Below are 15,332 nucleotides of genomic sequence, written 5' to 3'. Positions count from 1 at the left end.
GGCCCCGCAGGGCGGCGCCGAGCACCCGTCAGTCGTTGTGCTCGACCATCCGGTCCACGCAGACCGCGACGGCGAGCAGCAGCGGCACGTCGGCGCCGTCCTCGATCTCGACGCCGAAGGTGTCCCGGATCCGGAACCACTTGCGGGAGATCTCGGCGACCTTGTCGCCGTCGGACTCGATCGTGTACTCCTTGTCGATCAGGTCGCCGTGGATCTCCAGCTCGCCACCGGCCTCCAGCTCCACGTGGTACTTGTCGCGGAACGGCGTGAACAGCTTCTTGCGGACGGTCGCGACCGTGTCGCCGTCGGCGTTCTCGATCCTCATCGCGTCCCGGACGGTGAGCACCTTCTCCTTGATCACCGCGACCACGTTGCCCTGCGGGTCCTGCAGCTCGAAGGTGTCGCGCAGCCGCAGCACCTTGCCGTCCACCAGGAACGCCTTCTCGCCGTCGCCGTCCTCGATCCAGTAGTCGTCGCCGACCGCGAACAACCGCTCCTTGACCACGTACTTCATGCCCCACCAGCTTTCCTCCGCGCGGACACTGCCGAGCACATCGTGCCCGACGCGGGCCCCGGGGTCAGCCCTCCACCCCGGGGTGCGCCGCAACCGCCGCGCGAACGGGCACCGCCGGCCGGCCGGTCGCCGGTCGACGGGAGCCCGGGAACAGGCCGGCGGGAGGCCGGGAACGGGTCGACAGGTCGCCGGACCCGCCCGGGTCAGGAGGAGATCGGACGGTCAGGAGGAGGTCGGACGGGCCCGCAACCGCCGGAGCATCCGCGCGTCCTGGAACCCGACCGCGCGTGCCGCCGCCTCGACCGTGGCCCCCTGCCCGACCAGGTGCTCGGCGTGCTCCAGCCGCAGCTGCTGCTGGTAGCGCAGCGGGGTGAGCCCGGTCGCGTCGGAGAACCGCCGGGTCAGCGTCCGCTCGCTCAGGCCGACGTCGGCGGCCAGCCGGCTCAACGGCAGCGGGTCCGCGAACCGGGCGTCGATCACGTCCTGGGCGCGGTGCACCGCGTCGCTCAGGTGGCCGCGGTACCGCAGCATCGCGCTGGCCTGCTGGTCGCCGCCGTTGCGGCGGGTGTGGACGACCATGGTGCGGGCCACCCGGGCGGCGACGAACGCGCCGTGGCGGACGGCCACCAGGTGGAGGGCGAGGTCGATCCCGCTGGCGATGCCCGCGGAGGTGAGCACCCGGCCGTCCTCGACGAACAGCACGTCCGGCACGACCGCGGCCCGCGGGTAGCGCCGGGCCAGCTCGTCCTGGAGCTCGTGGTGGGTGGTGCAGCGCCGGCCGTCGAGCAGCCCGGCCCGGCCGAGCGCGTCCGCCCCCGAGCAGACGCTGGCCACCGTGCCGCCCGCGGCGTGGTGGGCGACCAGCCGTTCCAGGGTGGCCCGGGAGAACACCGGGCCCCGCGGCAGCGCGGGGGAGCGCCAGCCCGGCACCACCACCAGGTCGTCGGCGGTCAGCTCCGGCCAGGCGGTCTCGGCGCGCAGGCCGATGCCCTGCGCCGTCGGGACATCCTCCTGCTCCGCGACGTACACCGTCTCGTAGCGATGACCGAAGTCGTCCGCCGAGGAGAAGACCTGGGCGGGGCCGGCCAGGTCCAGCAGGTGCAGTCCCGGCGCGAGCAGGAAGACGACCCCGGTCACCGCGCGGCCCCCGTCACGATCACGATCCGGTCAGCTCCTCCACGGTGGCGATCCTGGCGAAACGGCCCGCCAGCGCGTACTCGGTGCGGGCGGTGATCTCGTCCGTGGACAGGGTACGCGGATCGGCCAGGATCTCCGCCAGGCTCCGCCCGGCGGGCGCCTGCCAGTGCTCGATCGGGTGGGTGGCGGTGGCGTCGGTGACGAACACGACCTCGTAGCCGAGGTCCGAGCCGACCCGGGCGGTGGTCTCGCAGCACTGCTCGGTCCGGATGCCGCTGATCACCAGCTCCCCGACCCCGTGCCGGGTCAGCACCTGCTGGAGGTTGGTGGTGGTGAAGGCGTTGTGCGAGGTCTTGGTCACGACGGGCTCGCCCGGCTCGGGCTTCAGCCCGTCGATCAGGCGCACGTGGCCGAGCTCCGGGTCGAAGACGCCGCCCGAGCCGGGCTCGGCGTGCAGCACCCAGACGACGAGGTCGCCGTTCTCCCGGGCGGCGGCCACCAGCCGGCCGACCCGGTCGGCGATCCCCGGGTTGGAGACGGCCTCCCAGTTGGGGAGGCGGCGGAAGGACTCCTGGACGTCGATCACGACGAGTGCGGTCTTCATGCCTCCATCCTGGCCCGCCGAAGCCCCGCACCCCAGGCATGATCACGCCCATCCCCGGACCGATCCGGTCACCGGTGGCCGCCTCCCGCCGAACGGCCGGCGGGGATGCAGGACACGCCCCCGGCCCCGAACCCGCGGGGGCGGAATGTCCGCAGGTCCCGTGCGGTTTGATGGGGTTATGGCTTCTCGTGCACGCGTACGCGCCCCCGAACTGGCGGGCAAGGGCGGATGGCTCAACACCGGCGGCAAGGACCTGTCGCTGGCGGACCTCCGCGGCAAGATCGTCATTGCCGACTTCTGGACCTTCTGCTGCATCAACTGCCTCCACGTCCTGGACGAACTCCGGGAGCTGGAGGAGAAGCACCGCGACACCGTGGTGATCATCGGCGTCCACTCGCCGAAGTTCGTGCACGAGGCCGACCACCAGGCGGTGGTGGACGCCGTCGCGCGGTACGAGGTGCACCACCCGGTGCTGGACGACCCGGAGCTGGCCACCTGGAAGCAGTACGCGGTGCGGGCCTGGCCGACCCTGGTGGTGATCGACCCGGAGGGGTACGTCGTCGCGCAGCACGCCGGCGAGGGGCACGCCCACGCGATCGCCCGGCTGGTCGAGGAGCTGGAGGCGGAGCACGAGGCCAAGGGCACGCTGCGACGCGGTGACGGCCCGTACGTGGCACCCGAGCCGCAGGCCGGCGACCTGAAGTTCCCGGGGAAGGCCGTGCGGCTGCCCGACGGGCACTACCTGGTGGCCGACTCGGGCCACCACGCGCTCGTGGAGCTGGCCGAGGACGGCGAGAGCGTCGTCCGGCGGATCGGCGACGGCGAGCGCGGGCTGGTGGACGGCACGGCGCCGCGCTTCAGCGAGCCGCAGGGCCTGGCGCTGCTGCCCCCGGAGCTGGGCCTGGACTACGACGTGGTGGTGGCCGACACGGTCAACCACGCGCTGCGCGGGGTCCGGCTCTCGGACGGCAGCGTGACCACGCTGGCCGGTACCGGGAAGCAGTGGTGGCAGGGCTCGCCGACCGACGGGGAGGCCCGCGCGGTGGACCTCTCCTCGCCGTGGGACGTCGCCTGGTTCGACGGCCGGGTCTGGATCGCGATGGCCGGCGTGCACCAGCTCTGGGCGTACGACCCGGTGGCCGGCACGGTCGCGGTCGCCGCCGGCACCACCAACGAGGGCCTGGTCGACGGGCCGCTCGCCGAGGCGTGGTTCGCGCAGCCCTCCGGTCTCGCGGTGTCGGCCGACGGCGAGCGGCTGTGGGTCGCGGACTCGGAGACCTCGGCCGTGCGCTGGGTTTCACGTGAAACCGGGGACGTGCACACCGCCGTCGGCACCGGCCTGTTCGACTTCGGCCACCGCGACGGGGGCGCCGGGCAGGCGCTGCTCCAGCACCCGCTCGGCGTCACGGTGCTGCCGGACGGCTCGGTGGCGATCGCCGACACCTACAACCACGCGCTGCGCCGGTTCGACCCGGTGAGCGGCGAGGTGACCACGCTCGCCACCGACCTGCGCGAGCCCTCCGGTGCCGTGCTGGCCGGCGACGACATCGTGGTCGTGGAGTCGGCCCGGCACCGGCTGACCCGGCTGCGGCTCCCGGAGGAGGCCGTGCGGGTCGAGTCGGTGGCGCACCGCACCCAGCGGGCGGCGACCGAGGTCGCGCCGGGCGCCCTGCAGCTGGACGTGGTCTTCCAGGCCCCGTCCGGGCAGAAGCTGGACGAGCGCTACGGCCCGTCCACCCGGCTGCTGGTCAGTGCCACCCCGCCCGAACTGCTGCTCTCGGGGGCGGGGGCGGACAGCGACCTGTCGCGCGGGCTCGTCCTGAACGAGGCGGTCGCCGAGGGCGTGCTGCACGTCTCGGCGATGGCCGCCTCCTGCGACGACGACCCGGAGATCGAGTACCCGGCCTGCCACGTCCACCAGCAGGACTGGGGCGTGCCGGTGCGGCTGACCGCCGACGGTGTGCGGCGGCTGCCGCTGGTGCTGGCCGGCATGGAGTGACCGCCCCGGAGGGCCGGGCCGGCCGGCACCGGCCGGCTCAGCCCTCCAGGAACGCCTTGACGGCGCTGGCCAGCAGGAACGGGTCGTCGGCGCCGCAGAGCTCGCGGGCGGAGTGCATGGAGAGCGCCGCGATGCCGCAGTCCACCGTGGTGATGCCGAGCCGGGCCGCGGTGATCGGCCCGATGGTGGTGCCGCAGGGCATCGCGTTGTTGGAGACGAAGGTCTGCCACGGCACGCCGGCCTTCTCGCAGGCCGCGGTGAAGACGGCCCGGCCGACGCCGTCGGTGGCGTAGCGGTTGTTGACGTTGACCTTGAGGATCGGGCCGCCGTTGGGCATCGGGCGGTGGCCGGGCTCGTGCCGCTCGCTGTAGTTGGGGTGGACGGCGTGCCCCATGTCGGAGGAGAGGCAGACGGTGCCGGCCAGGGCCCGGGCGCGGTCCTCGGGGGTGCCGCCGCGGGCGTACACGGAGCGCTCCAGCACGTTGCCGAGCAGCGGGCTCTGCGCGCCGGTGTCCGACTCGCTGCCGGTCTCCTCGTGGTCGAAGGCGGCGAGCACCGGGATGCACGGCAGGTCGGTGCCGGAGACCGCGACCGCGGCGAGGGCGGCGGTGGCGGCGTGCACGGAGAGCAGGTTGTCCAGGCGCGGACCGGCCAGCAGCTCGCGGTCCCGGCCGAGGTAGGCCGGCGGCTGCACGTCGTGGGTCATCAAGTCCCAGCCGACGACCTCCTCGGCGGCGACGCCGGCCCGCTCGGCCACGTGGGCGACGAGTGCGCCGTCGGTGGTCTCGCCGATCCCCCAGATCGGCGTGAGGTGGCGCTGCTTGTCGAGCTTGAGGCCTTCGTTGACCTGGCGGTCGAGGTGGATGGCGAGCTGCGGGACGCGCAGCAGCGGCTCGTCGATCTGGACGAGCCGGGTGGTGCCGTCGCGCAGCGCGAGGCGGCCGGAGAGGCCGAGGTCGCGGTCGAGCCAGGTGTTGAGCGGGACGCCGCCGTAGATCTCCACGGCGACCTGCCGCCAGCCGGCGGTGCCGGTGTCGGGCAGCGGCTTGACCCGGAGGTTGGGCGAGTCGGTGTGCGTGCCGACCACGCGGAACGGCGTCTCGGGGCCCGCCCCCGCGGGCACGTACCAGGCGATCAGTGCGCCACCGCGGATCACGTACCGCCCGCCGGCCTCGGCCCCCCAGGCGTCGGATTCGCGGACCTGTCGGAAGCCCGCCTTCTCGAGCCGCTCGGCGGCACCGGCCACTGCGTGGTAGGGCGAGGGCGCGGCCGAGAGGTAGGCGATCAGATCGTCGGTGTGCGTCCGGTCGAAGTGGACCGGGCGATCGGCGGTCGACATGCTGCTCCTGGGTTGAGGGAGGTCGGGCGCCGGATGGGGGTCCCGGCTCCGCCACTGAGCATATGCCCGTACACGGACATGACGCTGTGAACTCAAAAACGGTGACAGAACAATCGACTTGGTACAGCCTCGCGACTGTTCCGGACGCACGGCGGGGCCCGCGCAGTGCGCGGGCCCCCGTCGTACTGAGGGTGTGTCAGGCGGTCTTCAGTGGCCGCGGAAGGCTCAGAAGGCCTCTTCCGCCAGCTCCATGATCTCGTTGTCGATGCCCTCGGCGATCAGCCGCTGCGGCGCGGTGGTCGGCAGGATGTTGCGGGCGAAGAAGCGGGCCGCGGCGACCTTGCCCTGGTAGAAGGGGACGTCCTTCTCCGAGGCGCCGGCCTCCAGCTTGGCGAGCGCGACGGCGGCCTGGCGGAGCAGCAGCCAGCCGATCACGACGTCGCCGGAGACCATGAGCAGGCGGGTGGTGTTGAGGCCCACCTTGTACATGTTCTTGACGTCGTCCTGGACGGAGGTGAGGTCGGCGAGCAGCTTGCCGACGATGGCCTCCAGGTCGCCGGCGGCCTTGCCGAGCGCCTCGCGCTCGGCGGTGAGGGCGTCGCCGCCCTCGCCGGTGGCGATGAACTTCTGGATCTGCTCGGAGACGGCGGTGAGCGCCTGGCCGCCGTCCTTGACGATCTTGCGGAAGAAGAAGTCCTGGCCCTGGATGGCCGTGGTGCCCTCGTAGAGGGTGTCGATCTTGGCGTCCCGGATGTACTGCTCGATCGGGTACTCCTGCAGGTAGCCGGAGCCGCCGAAGGTCTGCAGGGACTGCGCGAGCTGCTCGTAGGACTTCTCGGAGCCGTAGCCCTTGACGATCGGCAGGAGCAGGTCGTTGAGGCGCTCGGCGGCCTCGTCGCTCTCGCCGCGCAGGCGGGCGGCGAGCACGTCGTCCTGGACGGAGGCGGTGTAGAGGACCAGGGCGCGCATGCCCTCGGCGTACGCCTTCTGGGTGAGCAGCGAGCGGCGGACGTCGGGGTGGTGCGTGATGGTGACGCGGGGGGCGGTCTTGTCCAGGAAGTTGGCGATGTCCGCGCCCTGCACGCGCTCCTTGGCGTACTCCAGCGCGTTCAGGTAGCCGGTGGAGAGGGTGGCGATGGCCTTCGTGCCGACCATCATGCGGGCGAACTCGATGATCTTGAACATCTGGCGGATGCCGTCGACCTTCTCGCCGAGCAGCCAGCCCTTGGCGGGGTGCTTGGCGCCGAAGGTCATCTCGCAGGTGTTCGAGGCCTTGAGGCCCATCTTGTGCTCGACGTTGGTGGCGTAGGCGCCGTTGCGCTCGCCGAGCTCGCCGGTCTCCCAGTCGAAGTCGTACTTCGGCACGATGTAGAGGCCGAGGCCCTTGGTGCCCGGCTTGCCGCCCTCGGGGCGGGCCAGCACCAGGTGGATGATGTTGTCGGACATGTCGTGCTCACCGGAGGTGATGAAGCGCTTCACGCCCTCGATGTGCCAGGAGCCGTCCTCCTGCTTGATCGCCTTGGTGCGGCCGGCGCCGACGTCGGAGCCGGCGTCCGGCTCGGTCAGCACCATGGTGGCGCCCCAGAGGCCGTCGACCATGCGCTGGGCGACCTTCTGCTGCTCCTCGGTGCCCTCCTCGAAGACGACGCCGGCGAAGGCCGGGCCGGAGGAGTACATCCAGATCGCCGGGTTGGAGCCCAGGACCTGCTCGGCGTACGCCCAGACGAGGGAGGACGGGGTGACCTGGCCGCCGATGCCCTCCGGGATGCCCAGGCGCCACCACTCGGCGTCCATGAAGGTCTGGTAGCTCTTCTTGAACGTCTCCGGGATCGGAGCGGCGTTGGTCTCCGGGTCGAACACCGGCGGGGTGCGGTCGGTGTCCGTGAAGGAGGCGGCGAGGTCGTTCTCCGCCAGGCGGGAGATCTCGCTCAGGATGTTCTTCGCGGTCTCCACATCCATGTCGGCGAACGGACCGGTGCCGTACACCTGGTCGCGGCCGAAGACCTCGAACAGGTTGAACTCCACGTCACGCAGGTTGGACTTGTAGTGACCCATGACCGTTTCTCCGGTTCGTCTGCTTCCGTGGGCCCGCCGTTCGAGCGCCCCACTTACCCACCAGTACGCACCATGATGCTACCGAGCGGTAACTTGTTCAAGCCCTGGCACGGCAAAGCCTTATGAACACCGTCACGTCCCACAACCCGGGGCGCCCCCGCCTTGTACGCCCCGGCACCCCCGGCAGGGCACCCCGGACCGCTAGCCTTGTGCCCGTGTACGGCTACGAGCAGACCGCATACCAGGACCCCTACCAGCAGCAGGCGGGGATGAACGGCATGCCCGGCCCCGGCCCGTACGGCGATCCGCAGCAGGGCGCGGCCCAGCAGCAGTCCCTGTACCCGGAGCCCTCGCCGCCGTCGCTCGCGGACGCCATCCGGGCCTTCACCACCGGGTCGATGCCGGTCGAGGACTTCCAGGCGATCTTCATCACCTCCAAGGTGCACTGCCCGCGCGGCGAGCGGCCCGGCTTCCTCGCCCTGCACAACACCCCGACGCCGGTCATCCCGATGTTCAGTTCGCTCAAGGAGCTGCGCCGCTACGCCGGCAAGGAGTCCAAGCACTTCAGCGTCACCGGCGCCGAGGTGCTGGACCTGCTGCCCACCGGCTACGGCTTCGCGCTCGACATGGAGGGCGAGCACCGGATGGTGTTCGACGCCAAGGCGGTCGAGCAGCTGGTGGACTTCACCATGCGCCGGATGTACGGCTAGCCCCCTTCCACCCCCGGACTCCTCCTCCGCCCCGCCCGCGGATCGGGCCCACCCCTGAAGAGGGCTGGGCGAACCGCATCGTCTCCATTTAGTTCAATCTTCAACTTGCATGTTGTTGAGCGTTGAACTAATATCGCCATCGTAGGCCAGAAACCCCGAAGGAGGCCGACATGCCCGCCGTGACCGTCGAGAACCCGCTGACCCTCCCGCGCGTCGCCACCCCCGACCCCGCCGGCACGGTCGCCCGGCCGGTCGTCGCGGTCGCCACCGCACCCGAGGGCTTCGAGGGCGAGGGCTTCCCCGTCCGCCGGGCCTTCGCCAAGATCAACACCAAGTTCCTCGACCCGTTCATCATGATGGACCAGATGGGCGAGGTGGAGTACGCCGCGGGCGAGCCGAAGGGCACCCCCTGGCACCCGCACCGAGGCTTCGAGACCGTCACCTACCTGATCGACGGCGAGTTCATCCACAAGGACTCGCACGGCGGCGGCGGCCACCTCGGCGGCGGCGACACCCAGTGGATGACCGCCGGCTCGGGCATCCTGCACATCGAGACCCCGCCCGAGTCGCTGGTGGCGACCGGCGGCCTGTTCCACGGCATCCAGCTCTGGGTGAACCTCCCGGCCAGCGACAAGATGACCCAGCCGCGCTACCAGGACATCCACGGCGGCCACGTCAAGCTGCTCTCCACGCCGGACGGCGGCGCGGTGCTGCGGCTGATCGCCGGTGAGCTGGACGGCCACCGCGGGCCGGGTGCCACCCACACCCCGATCACCCTCCTGCACGCCACCGTGACCCCCGGCGCGCAGCTCACCATCCCGTGGCGCCCGGACTTCAACGCGCTGGCGTACGTGCTCAACGGCGACGGCACGGTCGGTGCCGAGCGCCGCCCGGTGCACACCGGCCAGGCCGCAGTGTTCGGCGAGGGCGACACCCTCACCATCGCCGCCGACGCCAAGCAGGATTCCCGGCACCCCAACCTGGACGTGATCATCCTGGGCGGGCAGCCCATCCGGGAGCCGGTCGCCTGGTACGGGCCGTTCGTGATGAACAGCCACCGCGAGCTGGAGCAGGCCATGAAGGACTTCCAGTCCGGCTCCTTCGGCCACCCGGTCGGCTGACGGCCGCGGGGGCGCCCGGGTTCCGGGCGCCCCCGCTCCGGGTCCGGGCGGTCTCAGATCCGGGCGTAGAGCGCGGACGCGTCGTCCGACGCCTTGCCACGCGGCCAGCGCGTGCAGTCGGCGTCCGTCCGCTCGACGGCCCGGACCTGGGCGATCAGCTCGCCCGGCCCGGACTCGGCGAGCAGTCGCAGCGCGTCCGACCAGCTGCCCAGCCGGAACCGGTCGGTGAAGCGGGCGGCGCCGTCGGTCAGGGCCGCCACCCCGCGCAGTTCGGCCAGCGGCACGAAGCCGGTCTCGGCGTGCTCCGCGGCCCGCGGCGTGGCAGCCGCGATCCACGGGCCGTGCCCGGTGTTGCGGGCCGCCCGGACGGCCTGCGCGTACTCCCGATAGAGCGCGGCCCGTTCGGCGGTGCCGGGGACGGTCGTCCACACCTGCCGCCGCAGCCGCTCGCCGCCCGGGAAGCGCTGGTTGTCGCCGATCACCCGCGGCGCGCCGCGCCGGGGATGCAGCACCAGCAGCGAGTCCCCCAGCACCAGGTACTCCAGGGTGGCGCCGTGCAGGCGGGCGGCGACCACCATCGCGGCCGGGGTGTTGGGGTGGCCGAGGTCGCAGCGGCCGCCGTGCAGGGCCGCGGTCTCCGCGATGGCGTCGGACAGGCACTGCGCGATCGTCCGGTCGGTGCGGTCGGTCAGCCGGGCGAGCAGATGCACGCCGAGCCTCCTCGCGTACCAGGCGGTGCCGTGCCGGCACCCGGACTCCAGGTCGTCGGGCGTGCTGGATCCGTCCAGCAGCACCAGTGCTTCGGCTGAGGCGGCGGCGAAGTCCTCGCTCTCGCGCTCCGGCCCGTACGGTTCTCCGGCGAGCTGTACGTGCATCGGACCAGTCTGCGCGCCACCGGGCCGCGCGAACAGGGGTCGGACGCGGCCGTCGGCGCGGCCGCCGCACCGCCGGGTGTGCGGTGGCGGGGGCGCGTGGCCGGACATACCGTCGGATCACCAGCCGCCCCCACCCCTGGAGTGCCGCGATGGTCTGGCAGTTCTTCGTCCTCCTGGCCGCCTCGATCATCTTTCCGATCATGGCGCTGTTCATGTTGATCGGCGGCCCGCGGTTCCCCGACGAACGCAAATGAGGCCGCAGGCGCGATCCGCCCCGTGGGAGGGTGGGCACTGCACACGGCTCCGCACCCGGAGCCCCGTTCAGGAGGTCGCGCCATGAGCCAGGAAGCAGCCCCACCCGCCGAGCAGCCGGAGCAGTCGGCGGCCGAGGCCGCGCCGGCGGAGCCGGACGACGTCAAGGCGAAGTTCCTCGCCGCGCTGCAGGCCAAGCACGGCGGCCGGTCCGGCGCCGCGGGCGGCCCGGGCGGGGATTCGAAGATCCACGGGACGCACGGCGCCGCCGGCGGCAAGCGCACCTTCCGCCGCAAGAGCGGCGGCTGACGGCACCCGGCAGTCGGGTTCGAACGGCGGGCGGCACCCGGAAGGGGCCGCCCGCCGCGGCGTCCGGCGAGCGTGACGGGGCCCCGGTGACGCCCTATGCCGCGAGCGCGCCCCCGACGACGGCCGCGTGGGCCAGCAGCCGCTCGTCCGCGCCCTCGGCGCCGACCAGTTGCAGCCCCAGCGGGAGACCGCCGAGCGCGCCCGCCGGCAGGCTCACCGCGGGCAGCCCCGCGAGGCTCCAGGGCAGCGACATCACCGCGTCGCCGGTCGAGTCGAGCCCCAGCGGTGCCGGACCGGTGGCCGCGGGCGTCACCCACGCGTCCACCCCCTGCTCGGCGGTGACGTCGGCCAGCCGGCGGCGGAACTCCTCGCGCGCGGCGAGCGCAGCGGTGTAGTCGGCCCGGTCGATCTCCCGGCCGTGCCGGATCGCCGCCACCGTCTCCGGCCGGTAGAGGGCGCCGAAGCGGGCGAACAGCTCGGCGTGCACCTGCGCCAGCTCGTAGCGGATGATCGTCCGCAGCTGGTGCCGGACGGCCTCGAAGTCGCCCAGCGGATCCACCCGGCGGACGGTCAGCCCCAGGTCGGCAACGGTCCGTTCGAACACCGCGAGGGCGTCCGGACGCGCCTGCGCCAGGTACTCCCCGACCGGCACGCCCAGCACCGGCGCGCCGGCCGCCGCGACCGGCCGCCAGCCGTCGCACAGCACCGCGGCGGCCAGCGCCAGCCCGGCGGGATCGGTGGCGTAGCAGCCCATCGTGTCGAGGGTCGGCGCGTGCGGGATCACCCCGTCCACCGGCATCCGCCCGTAGGTCGGCCGGAAGCCCGCCACCCCGCAGTAGGCGGCAGGACGGATCATCGAGCCGACCGTCTGGGTGCCGATCGCGAGCGGTACCAGCCCGGCCGCGACGGCGGCCGCCGAGCCGCTGCTGGAACCGCCGGGGGTGTGCGCGGGGTCGTGCGGATTACGGGTCGGGCCGGGCGCGAGCACCGCGAACTCCGCGGTCACCGTCTTGCCCGCGACCAGGGCCCCGGCCTCCCGCAGCCGGCCGACCAGCGAGGCCTCGGGCCCGGCGAGCACACCGGGCGGCAGGGCCGAACCCGCGTGCGTGGGGAGTCCGTCGACCCGCACCACGTCCTTGATGCCGACCGCGACCCCGAACAGCGCGGGCCGGTCGGCCGGCTCGGGGAAGCGCCGGGCCAGTTCCGCCGCCTCCGCGGCCAGCCGCTCGTGCCGCCCGGGCTCCGGCACGAAGGCCCGCAGCCCCGGATCGTCGTGCTCGATCCGGCGGCACAGCCGCTCCACGCTCTCGGCCGGCAGCGGATCACCCGCCCGCAGCGCCGCAGCGACCGAGGGGAGGGACGTCATCGGCTCCATGGACCCAACTTAGAAGGTGCGCGCACCGTCGGGGGCCGATCCGTGCACGCGGCCGTGCTCACTCCGGGTGCTCGCCGGGCACGTAGGGCGACTCACGCAGGAACACCGCGCCGCAGGTGTGGCAGTTCAGCTTCGGTGTGCGGTCCCACAGGCTCGGGTCCTGCTCCGGCGCGGCGGCGTCCAGATCCCGGCCGCAGAGGGCCACCGCCTCGTCGCCGCGGACGATGTGCCAGGTCTTCACTTCTCCGGACAGCCCCTCGGGGCCGTACTCGGCGCGCATGCGATGCCTCATGCGGCCATGCTGCGCCGGGGCCGCGGAGGCGGCAATTCGGCACGGCGGGCGGTGCGCGGTGGGCGAACCCCGTCGGGCGCCGGTCAGGAGGCGGCCTGCAGCAGAGCGTCGTCCTGCCACTTGAGGATCTTGTCGAAGCTCACGATGGCCCCGCGCAGCGGGTGGTTGCGCAACTGCACGTGGTCGGTGAGGGCGTGGATCAGGAAGAGGCCGCGGCCGGACTCGCCGGCGAGGTCGGGCAGCGCCTCCGGATCGGGGGTGCGCACCGGGACGGGCCGGCCGGCGGGCAGCACGTGCATGTCGTAGGGGCCGGGCCGGGCCGGACGGCGGGGCAGCCCCCGGCCGACCGGGGCGGGCAGGGTGGCCCGGCCGCGGCGGGTAAGGCACCGGCGGGTGTCCGGGCGGACCTGCGCGGGCGGCGACGGCGGAGTGCGGCGCGGCTCGGGGGCCGCGGCGGGCACCGGCGGGGCGATCGGCGGCAGCCCCGGCCCGGAGTCGACGACCTCGATCCGCAGCCGGTCACCGGCGATCGCGGCGGTGACCTGGAAGCCGTCGTCGGGGCGGCCGGTGACGGCGTGCTCCACCGCGTTGGCGCACGCCTCCGTGAGGGCGACCCCGAGGTCGAAGGCGATCTGCGGGTCGACCCCGGCGGTGTCCATGGCGCCGAGCAGAATGCGGCGGGCGAGCGGCACGCTGGCCGGGTCCCGCTTGAGGTGCAGAGTCCACCAGATGTCCACGGGAGGTCCCTCCTGGCTGCGGCTCCACATACAACTAGGTATCTCCGGGCGTTTCCGCGGTGAACCGTCGTCGCGGGCCGTTACCGCCCGTTCGGCGGATGGACTGGTGCGGGACTCTGTGCCGCGCGGCGCACTGCACGGCGCGCACGCCGGGCCGAATGGGGCATTAAGCCGTAATCCACACCCTGCCCCCGGTGGAGCTGTGAGCGATGCGATGATGACTCGGCCATGACTGCCCAGACCGTCGCCCCGTTCGCAGGCGCCGCCGCACCCGTCGACGGGTCGGCGGCCGCGGCCTGGGATCTGCGTGCGGCGCGAGCGGTCCCCTTCGCCCTGGTCTGCACGCTGATCGCGGCAGCCGGGCACGCGCTGACCGGCGGCGGGGCGGTCGCCCTGCCCGCGCTGGCGGCCGGGTTCGCCGCGGTGGTCCTGGCGGCCGCCGCCCTCGGCGGCAGGGAGCGCTCGCTCGGCGCCATCGCCGGGGCCCTCGTCTCGGGCCAGCTCGGCCTGCACATCCTCTTCCACACCCTGGCGCCGACGAGCCTCCACCAGGGCATGGCCGGGATGGCCGGAATGTCGATGCCGGCGGCCGCCGGGCGGCTGCTCTGCGACGACGTGCCGGGCAACGGGCCGACCGCACTGCCGGCCGGCACCACCCCTGAGCAGCTGATCAGCGCGGCCGGACTGGATCCGGCGGCGTTCTCCGCGGCCGGGACCGGGCACGGCGTGGGACTGCTCGGGATGAGCCCGGCGATGCTGCTCGGCCACCTCGCCGCGGCAGCCGTCGCCGGCTGGTGGCTGCGGCGCGGCGAGGCGGCGCTGTGGCGGCTCGTCCGGCTGACGGCGGTCGGCGCCCGCGCCTGGGCCGCTCCGCTGCGCACCGCGCTCGGGCTGCTCACCGCACTGCTGCTGGGCAGCGCCGTGCCCGCCGCCCCGCGGCGGCCGCGCGGCCGGGCGACGGACTGGCGGCTGCCAGCGGCGGCCGTCCTGCGGCACAGCGTGGTCCGGCGGGGGCCGCCGGCGGGGCTCGCCGCGCACTGACCGGGCCGCAGGGCCGGGTCGGTGGCGCGGTCCGTGACGCCGTCCCCCGCGAGGCGGGCGCGACGGCGAGGACGAGTCCCCACCACAGCCCGGTGCACGCCCGCGGTCGCGAGCCGCCGTGCGCCCGCTCCCCTTGGAGAAGCCCATCATGCGTACCACTCCTGCCCGCCGGATCGCGCTCGGCGCCGCCGTGACCGCTGCCGCCGTCGTCGCGCTGGCCGGCCCCGCCTCCGCGCACGTGACCGTCCAGCCGGGCAACGCCCCGCAGGGCAGCTACTCCGTCGTGGCGTTCCGGGTGCCGGACGAGAGCGACACCGCCGCCACCGTGAAGGTGGAGGTCAGTCTGCCGATGGACCACCCGGTCGCGTCGGTGCGGGTCCAGCCGCTGCCGGGCTGGACGGCCACCCTGGAGAAGTCCAAGCTCGACAAGCCGCTGACCTCGCACGGCCAGAACATCACCGAGGCCGTCTCCAAGATCACCTGGACCGCGGACGCCACCGGGAAGATCGCCCCCGGCCAGTTCCAGGACTTCCGGGTCTCGCTCGGCGCCCTGCCGTCCGACACCGACAAGCTCACCTTCAAGGCCCTCCAGACGTACGACAACGGCGACGTCGTCCGGTGGATCGAGGAGGCCAAGGACGGCCAGCCCGAGCCCGCCAAGCCGGCGCCCGTGCTGACCCTGACCAAGGCCGCCGCCGCCACGGCGTCCGCCGCGCCGGCCGCCGACCACCACGCGGGCGGCTCGTCGGACGGCACGTCCGCCCAGGCCTCCGCCGCGGGTGACGACTCCACCGCCCGTACCCTCGGCGTGGTGGGCATCGTGGTCGGCGTGATCGGCGCCGCCCTCGGCGTCGCCGGGCTGCGCCGCAAGAGCAGCGGCACCGCCTCCTGACCCCGCGTCCGGCGGGCCGCATCCCGGTGCGGCCCGCCGGACCGATCCGCACCAGCGCACGATCGGAAGACCTGGCCATG

At 73.6% G+C, this 15,332-nt stretch carries 15 protein-coding genes; 6 read left to right on the top strand and 9 right to left on the bottom strand.

Annotation, left to right across the window (positions count from 1 at the left end):
* Positions 1-28 precede the first annotated feature (28 nt).
* From ABEB13_RS22210 to ABEB13_RS22200, 3 genes are all read right to left on the bottom strand, one after another.
* Positions 29-514 carry an LURP-one-related/scramblase family protein gene (locus ABEB13_RS22210; RefSeq protein ID WP_100889099.1) on the bottom strand — a complete coding sequence of 162 codons (486 nt, stop codon included), beginning with the start codon at positions 512-514 and terminating at the stop codon, positions 29-31.
* 222 nt (positions 515-736) lie between these two features.
* Positions 737-1,651 (bottom strand): GlxA family transcriptional regulator, encoded by a 915-nt coding sequence (locus ABEB13_RS22205; RefSeq protein WP_345706904.1) that lies wholly within the window; start codon positions 1,649-1,651, stop codon positions 737-739.
* A gap of 19 nt (positions 1,652-1,670) precedes the next feature.
* On the bottom strand, positions 1,671-2,255 hold the full coding sequence (locus ABEB13_RS22200; RefSeq protein WP_198524040.1) for a cysteine hydrolase family protein: 585 nt from the start codon (positions 2,253-2,255) through the stop codon (positions 1,671-1,673).
* Positions 2,256-2,433: 178 nt separating this feature from the next.
* Here ABEB13_RS22200 and ABEB13_RS22195 point away from each other — a divergent pair, with 178 nt between their 5' ends.
* A complete protein-coding gene (locus tag ABEB13_RS22195) occupies positions 2,434-4,254 on the top strand; it encodes an NHL domain-containing thioredoxin family protein (RefSeq protein ID WP_345706903.1) in 1,821 nt (606 codons plus the stop codon).
* Positions 4,255-4,291: 37 nt separating this feature from the next.
* Here ABEB13_RS22195 and ABEB13_RS22190 read toward each other — a convergent pair whose 3' ends face one another.
* Together ABEB13_RS22190 and ABEB13_RS22185 are read right to left on the bottom strand one after the other, a co-directional pair.
* Complete coding sequence (locus ABEB13_RS22190) at positions 4,292-5,593, bottom strand: M18 family aminopeptidase (RefSeq protein ID WP_100889103.1); 1,302 nt, start codon at positions 5,591-5,593, stop codon at positions 4,292-4,294.
* Positions 5,594-5,818: 225 nt separating this feature from the next.
* Positions 5,819-7,648: an acyl-CoA dehydrogenase gene (locus tag ABEB13_RS22185; RefSeq protein WP_345706902.1), complete on the bottom strand. Its 1,830-nt coding sequence runs from the start codon at positions 7,646-7,648 to the stop codon at positions 5,819-5,821.
* 215 nt (positions 7,649-7,863) lie between these two features.
* Here ABEB13_RS22185 and ABEB13_RS22180 point away from each other — a divergent pair, with 215 nt between their 5' ends.
* Positions 7,864-8,358, top strand: coding sequence for an SseB family protein (locus ABEB13_RS22180; RefSeq protein WP_100892707.1), 495 nt, complete (start codon positions 7,864-7,866; stop codon positions 8,356-8,358).
* A 170-nt stretch (positions 8,359-8,528) separates the two neighbouring features.
* Positions 8,529-9,479, top strand: coding sequence for a pirin family protein (locus ABEB13_RS22175; protein ID WP_345706901.1), 951 nt, complete (start codon positions 8,529-8,531; stop codon positions 9,477-9,479).
* Positions 9,480-9,532: 53 nt separating this feature from the next.
* Here the strand turns inward: ABEB13_RS22175 and ABEB13_RS22170 are convergent, their stop codons facing one another.
* On the bottom strand, positions 9,533-10,354 hold the full coding sequence (locus ABEB13_RS22170; RefSeq protein WP_100889106.1) for an integrase: 822 nt from the start codon (positions 10,352-10,354) through the stop codon (positions 9,533-9,535).
* 336 nt (positions 10,355-10,690) lie between these two features.
* On the opposite strand from ABEB13_RS22170, the gene ABEB13_RS22165 reads away from it, so the two are divergent.
* Positions 10,691-10,915 (top strand): DUF5302 domain-containing protein, encoded by a 225-nt coding sequence (locus ABEB13_RS22165; protein WP_100889107.1) that lies wholly within the window; start codon positions 10,691-10,693, stop codon positions 10,913-10,915.
* A 94-nt stretch (positions 10,916-11,009) separates the two neighbouring features.
* On the opposite strand, the gene ABEB13_RS22160 is transcribed toward ABEB13_RS22165, so the two are convergent.
* The 3 genes from ABEB13_RS22160 to ABEB13_RS22150 form a co-directional block, all read right to left on the bottom strand.
* The gene (locus tag ABEB13_RS22160) at positions 11,010-12,281 is read right to left on the bottom strand and encodes an amidase family protein (protein ID WP_345706900.1); all 1,272 of its coding nucleotides are present in this window, start codon (positions 12,279-12,281) and stop codon (positions 11,010-11,012) included.
* Positions 12,282-12,348: 67 nt separating this feature from the next.
* The gene (locus ABEB13_RS22155) at positions 12,349-12,582 is read right to left on the bottom strand and encodes a hypothetical protein (RefSeq protein ID WP_345706899.1); all 234 of its coding nucleotides are present in this window, start codon (positions 12,580-12,582) and stop codon (positions 12,349-12,351) included.
* 83 nt (positions 12,583-12,665) lie between these two features.
* The gene (locus ABEB13_RS22150) at positions 12,666-13,319 is read right to left on the bottom strand and encodes an ATP-binding protein (protein ID WP_345706898.1); all 654 of its coding nucleotides are present in this window, start codon (positions 13,317-13,319) and stop codon (positions 12,666-12,668) included.
* 228 nt (positions 13,320-13,547) lie between these two features.
* On the opposite strand from ABEB13_RS22150, the gene ABEB13_RS22145 reads away from it, so the two are divergent.
* Together ABEB13_RS22145 and ABEB13_RS22140 are read left to right on the top strand one after the other, a co-directional pair.
* Positions 13,548-14,360, top strand: a complete 813-nt coding sequence (locus tag ABEB13_RS22145) for a hypothetical protein (RefSeq protein ID WP_345706897.1) — start codon at positions 13,548-13,550, stop codon at positions 14,358-14,360.
* 148 nt (positions 14,361-14,508) lie between these two features.
* Complete coding sequence (locus ABEB13_RS22140) at positions 14,509-15,252, top strand: YcnI family copper-binding membrane protein (RefSeq protein ID WP_345706896.1); 744 nt, start codon at positions 14,509-14,511, stop codon at positions 15,250-15,252.
* Positions 15,253-15,332: the final 80 nt, after the last annotated feature.

It is taken from the genome of Kitasatospora paranensis (assembly GCF_039544005.1).
Lineage (GTDB): Bacteria > Actinomycetota > Actinomycetes > Streptomycetales > Streptomycetaceae > Kitasatospora > Kitasatospora paranensis.
The sequence above is the reverse complement of the archived record's forward strand: the minus strand, read 5'-3'. Positions and strand labels throughout refer to the sequence as shown.

Excerpts from the sequence above, each read along its gene's own strand:
- ABEB13_RS22210 (WP_100889099.1), bottom strand. The coding sequence starts at position 514 with ATGAAGTACGTGGTCAAGGAGCGGTTGTTCGCGGTCGGCGACGACTAC.
- ABEB13_RS22200 (WP_198524040.1), bottom strand. The coding sequence starts at position 2,255 with ATGAAGACCGCACTCGTCGTGATCGACGTCCAGGAGTCCTTCCGCCGC.
- ABEB13_RS22195 (WP_345706903.1), top strand. The coding sequence starts at position 2,434 with ATGGCTTCTCGTGCACGCGTACGCGCCCCCGAACTGGCGGGCAAGGGC.
- ABEB13_RS22190 (WP_100889103.1), bottom strand. The coding sequence starts at position 5,593 with ATGTCGACCGCCGATCGCCCGGTCCACTTCGACCGGACGCACACCGAC.
- ABEB13_RS22185 (WP_345706902.1), bottom strand. The coding sequence starts at position 7,648 with ATGGGTCACTACAAGTCCAACCTGCGTGACGTGGAGTTCAACCTGTTC.
- ABEB13_RS22175 (WP_345706901.1), top strand. The coding sequence starts at position 8,529 with ATGCCCGCCGTGACCGTCGAGAACCCGCTGACCCTCCCGCGCGTCGCC.
- ABEB13_RS22170 (WP_100889106.1), bottom strand. The coding sequence starts at position 10,354 with ATGCACGTACAGCTCGCCGGAGAACCGTACGGGCCGGAGCGCGAGAGC.
- ABEB13_RS22165 (WP_100889107.1), top strand. The coding sequence starts at position 10,691 with ATGAGCCAGGAAGCAGCCCCACCCGCCGAGCAGCCGGAGCAGTCGGCG.
- ABEB13_RS22160 (WP_345706900.1), bottom strand. The coding sequence starts at position 12,281 with ATGACGTCCCTCCCCTCGGTCGCTGCGGCGCTGCGGGCGGGTGATCCG.
- ABEB13_RS22155 (WP_345706899.1), bottom strand. The coding sequence starts at position 12,582 with ATGAGGCATCGCATGCGCGCCGAGTACGGCCCCGAGGGGCTGTCCGGA.
- ABEB13_RS22145 (WP_345706897.1), top strand. The coding sequence starts at position 13,548 with ATGACTGCCCAGACCGTCGCCCCGTTCGCAGGCGCCGCCGCACCCGTC.
- ABEB13_RS22140 (WP_345706896.1), top strand. The coding sequence starts at position 14,509 with ATGCGTACCACTCCTGCCCGCCGGATCGCGCTCGGCGCCGCCGTGACC.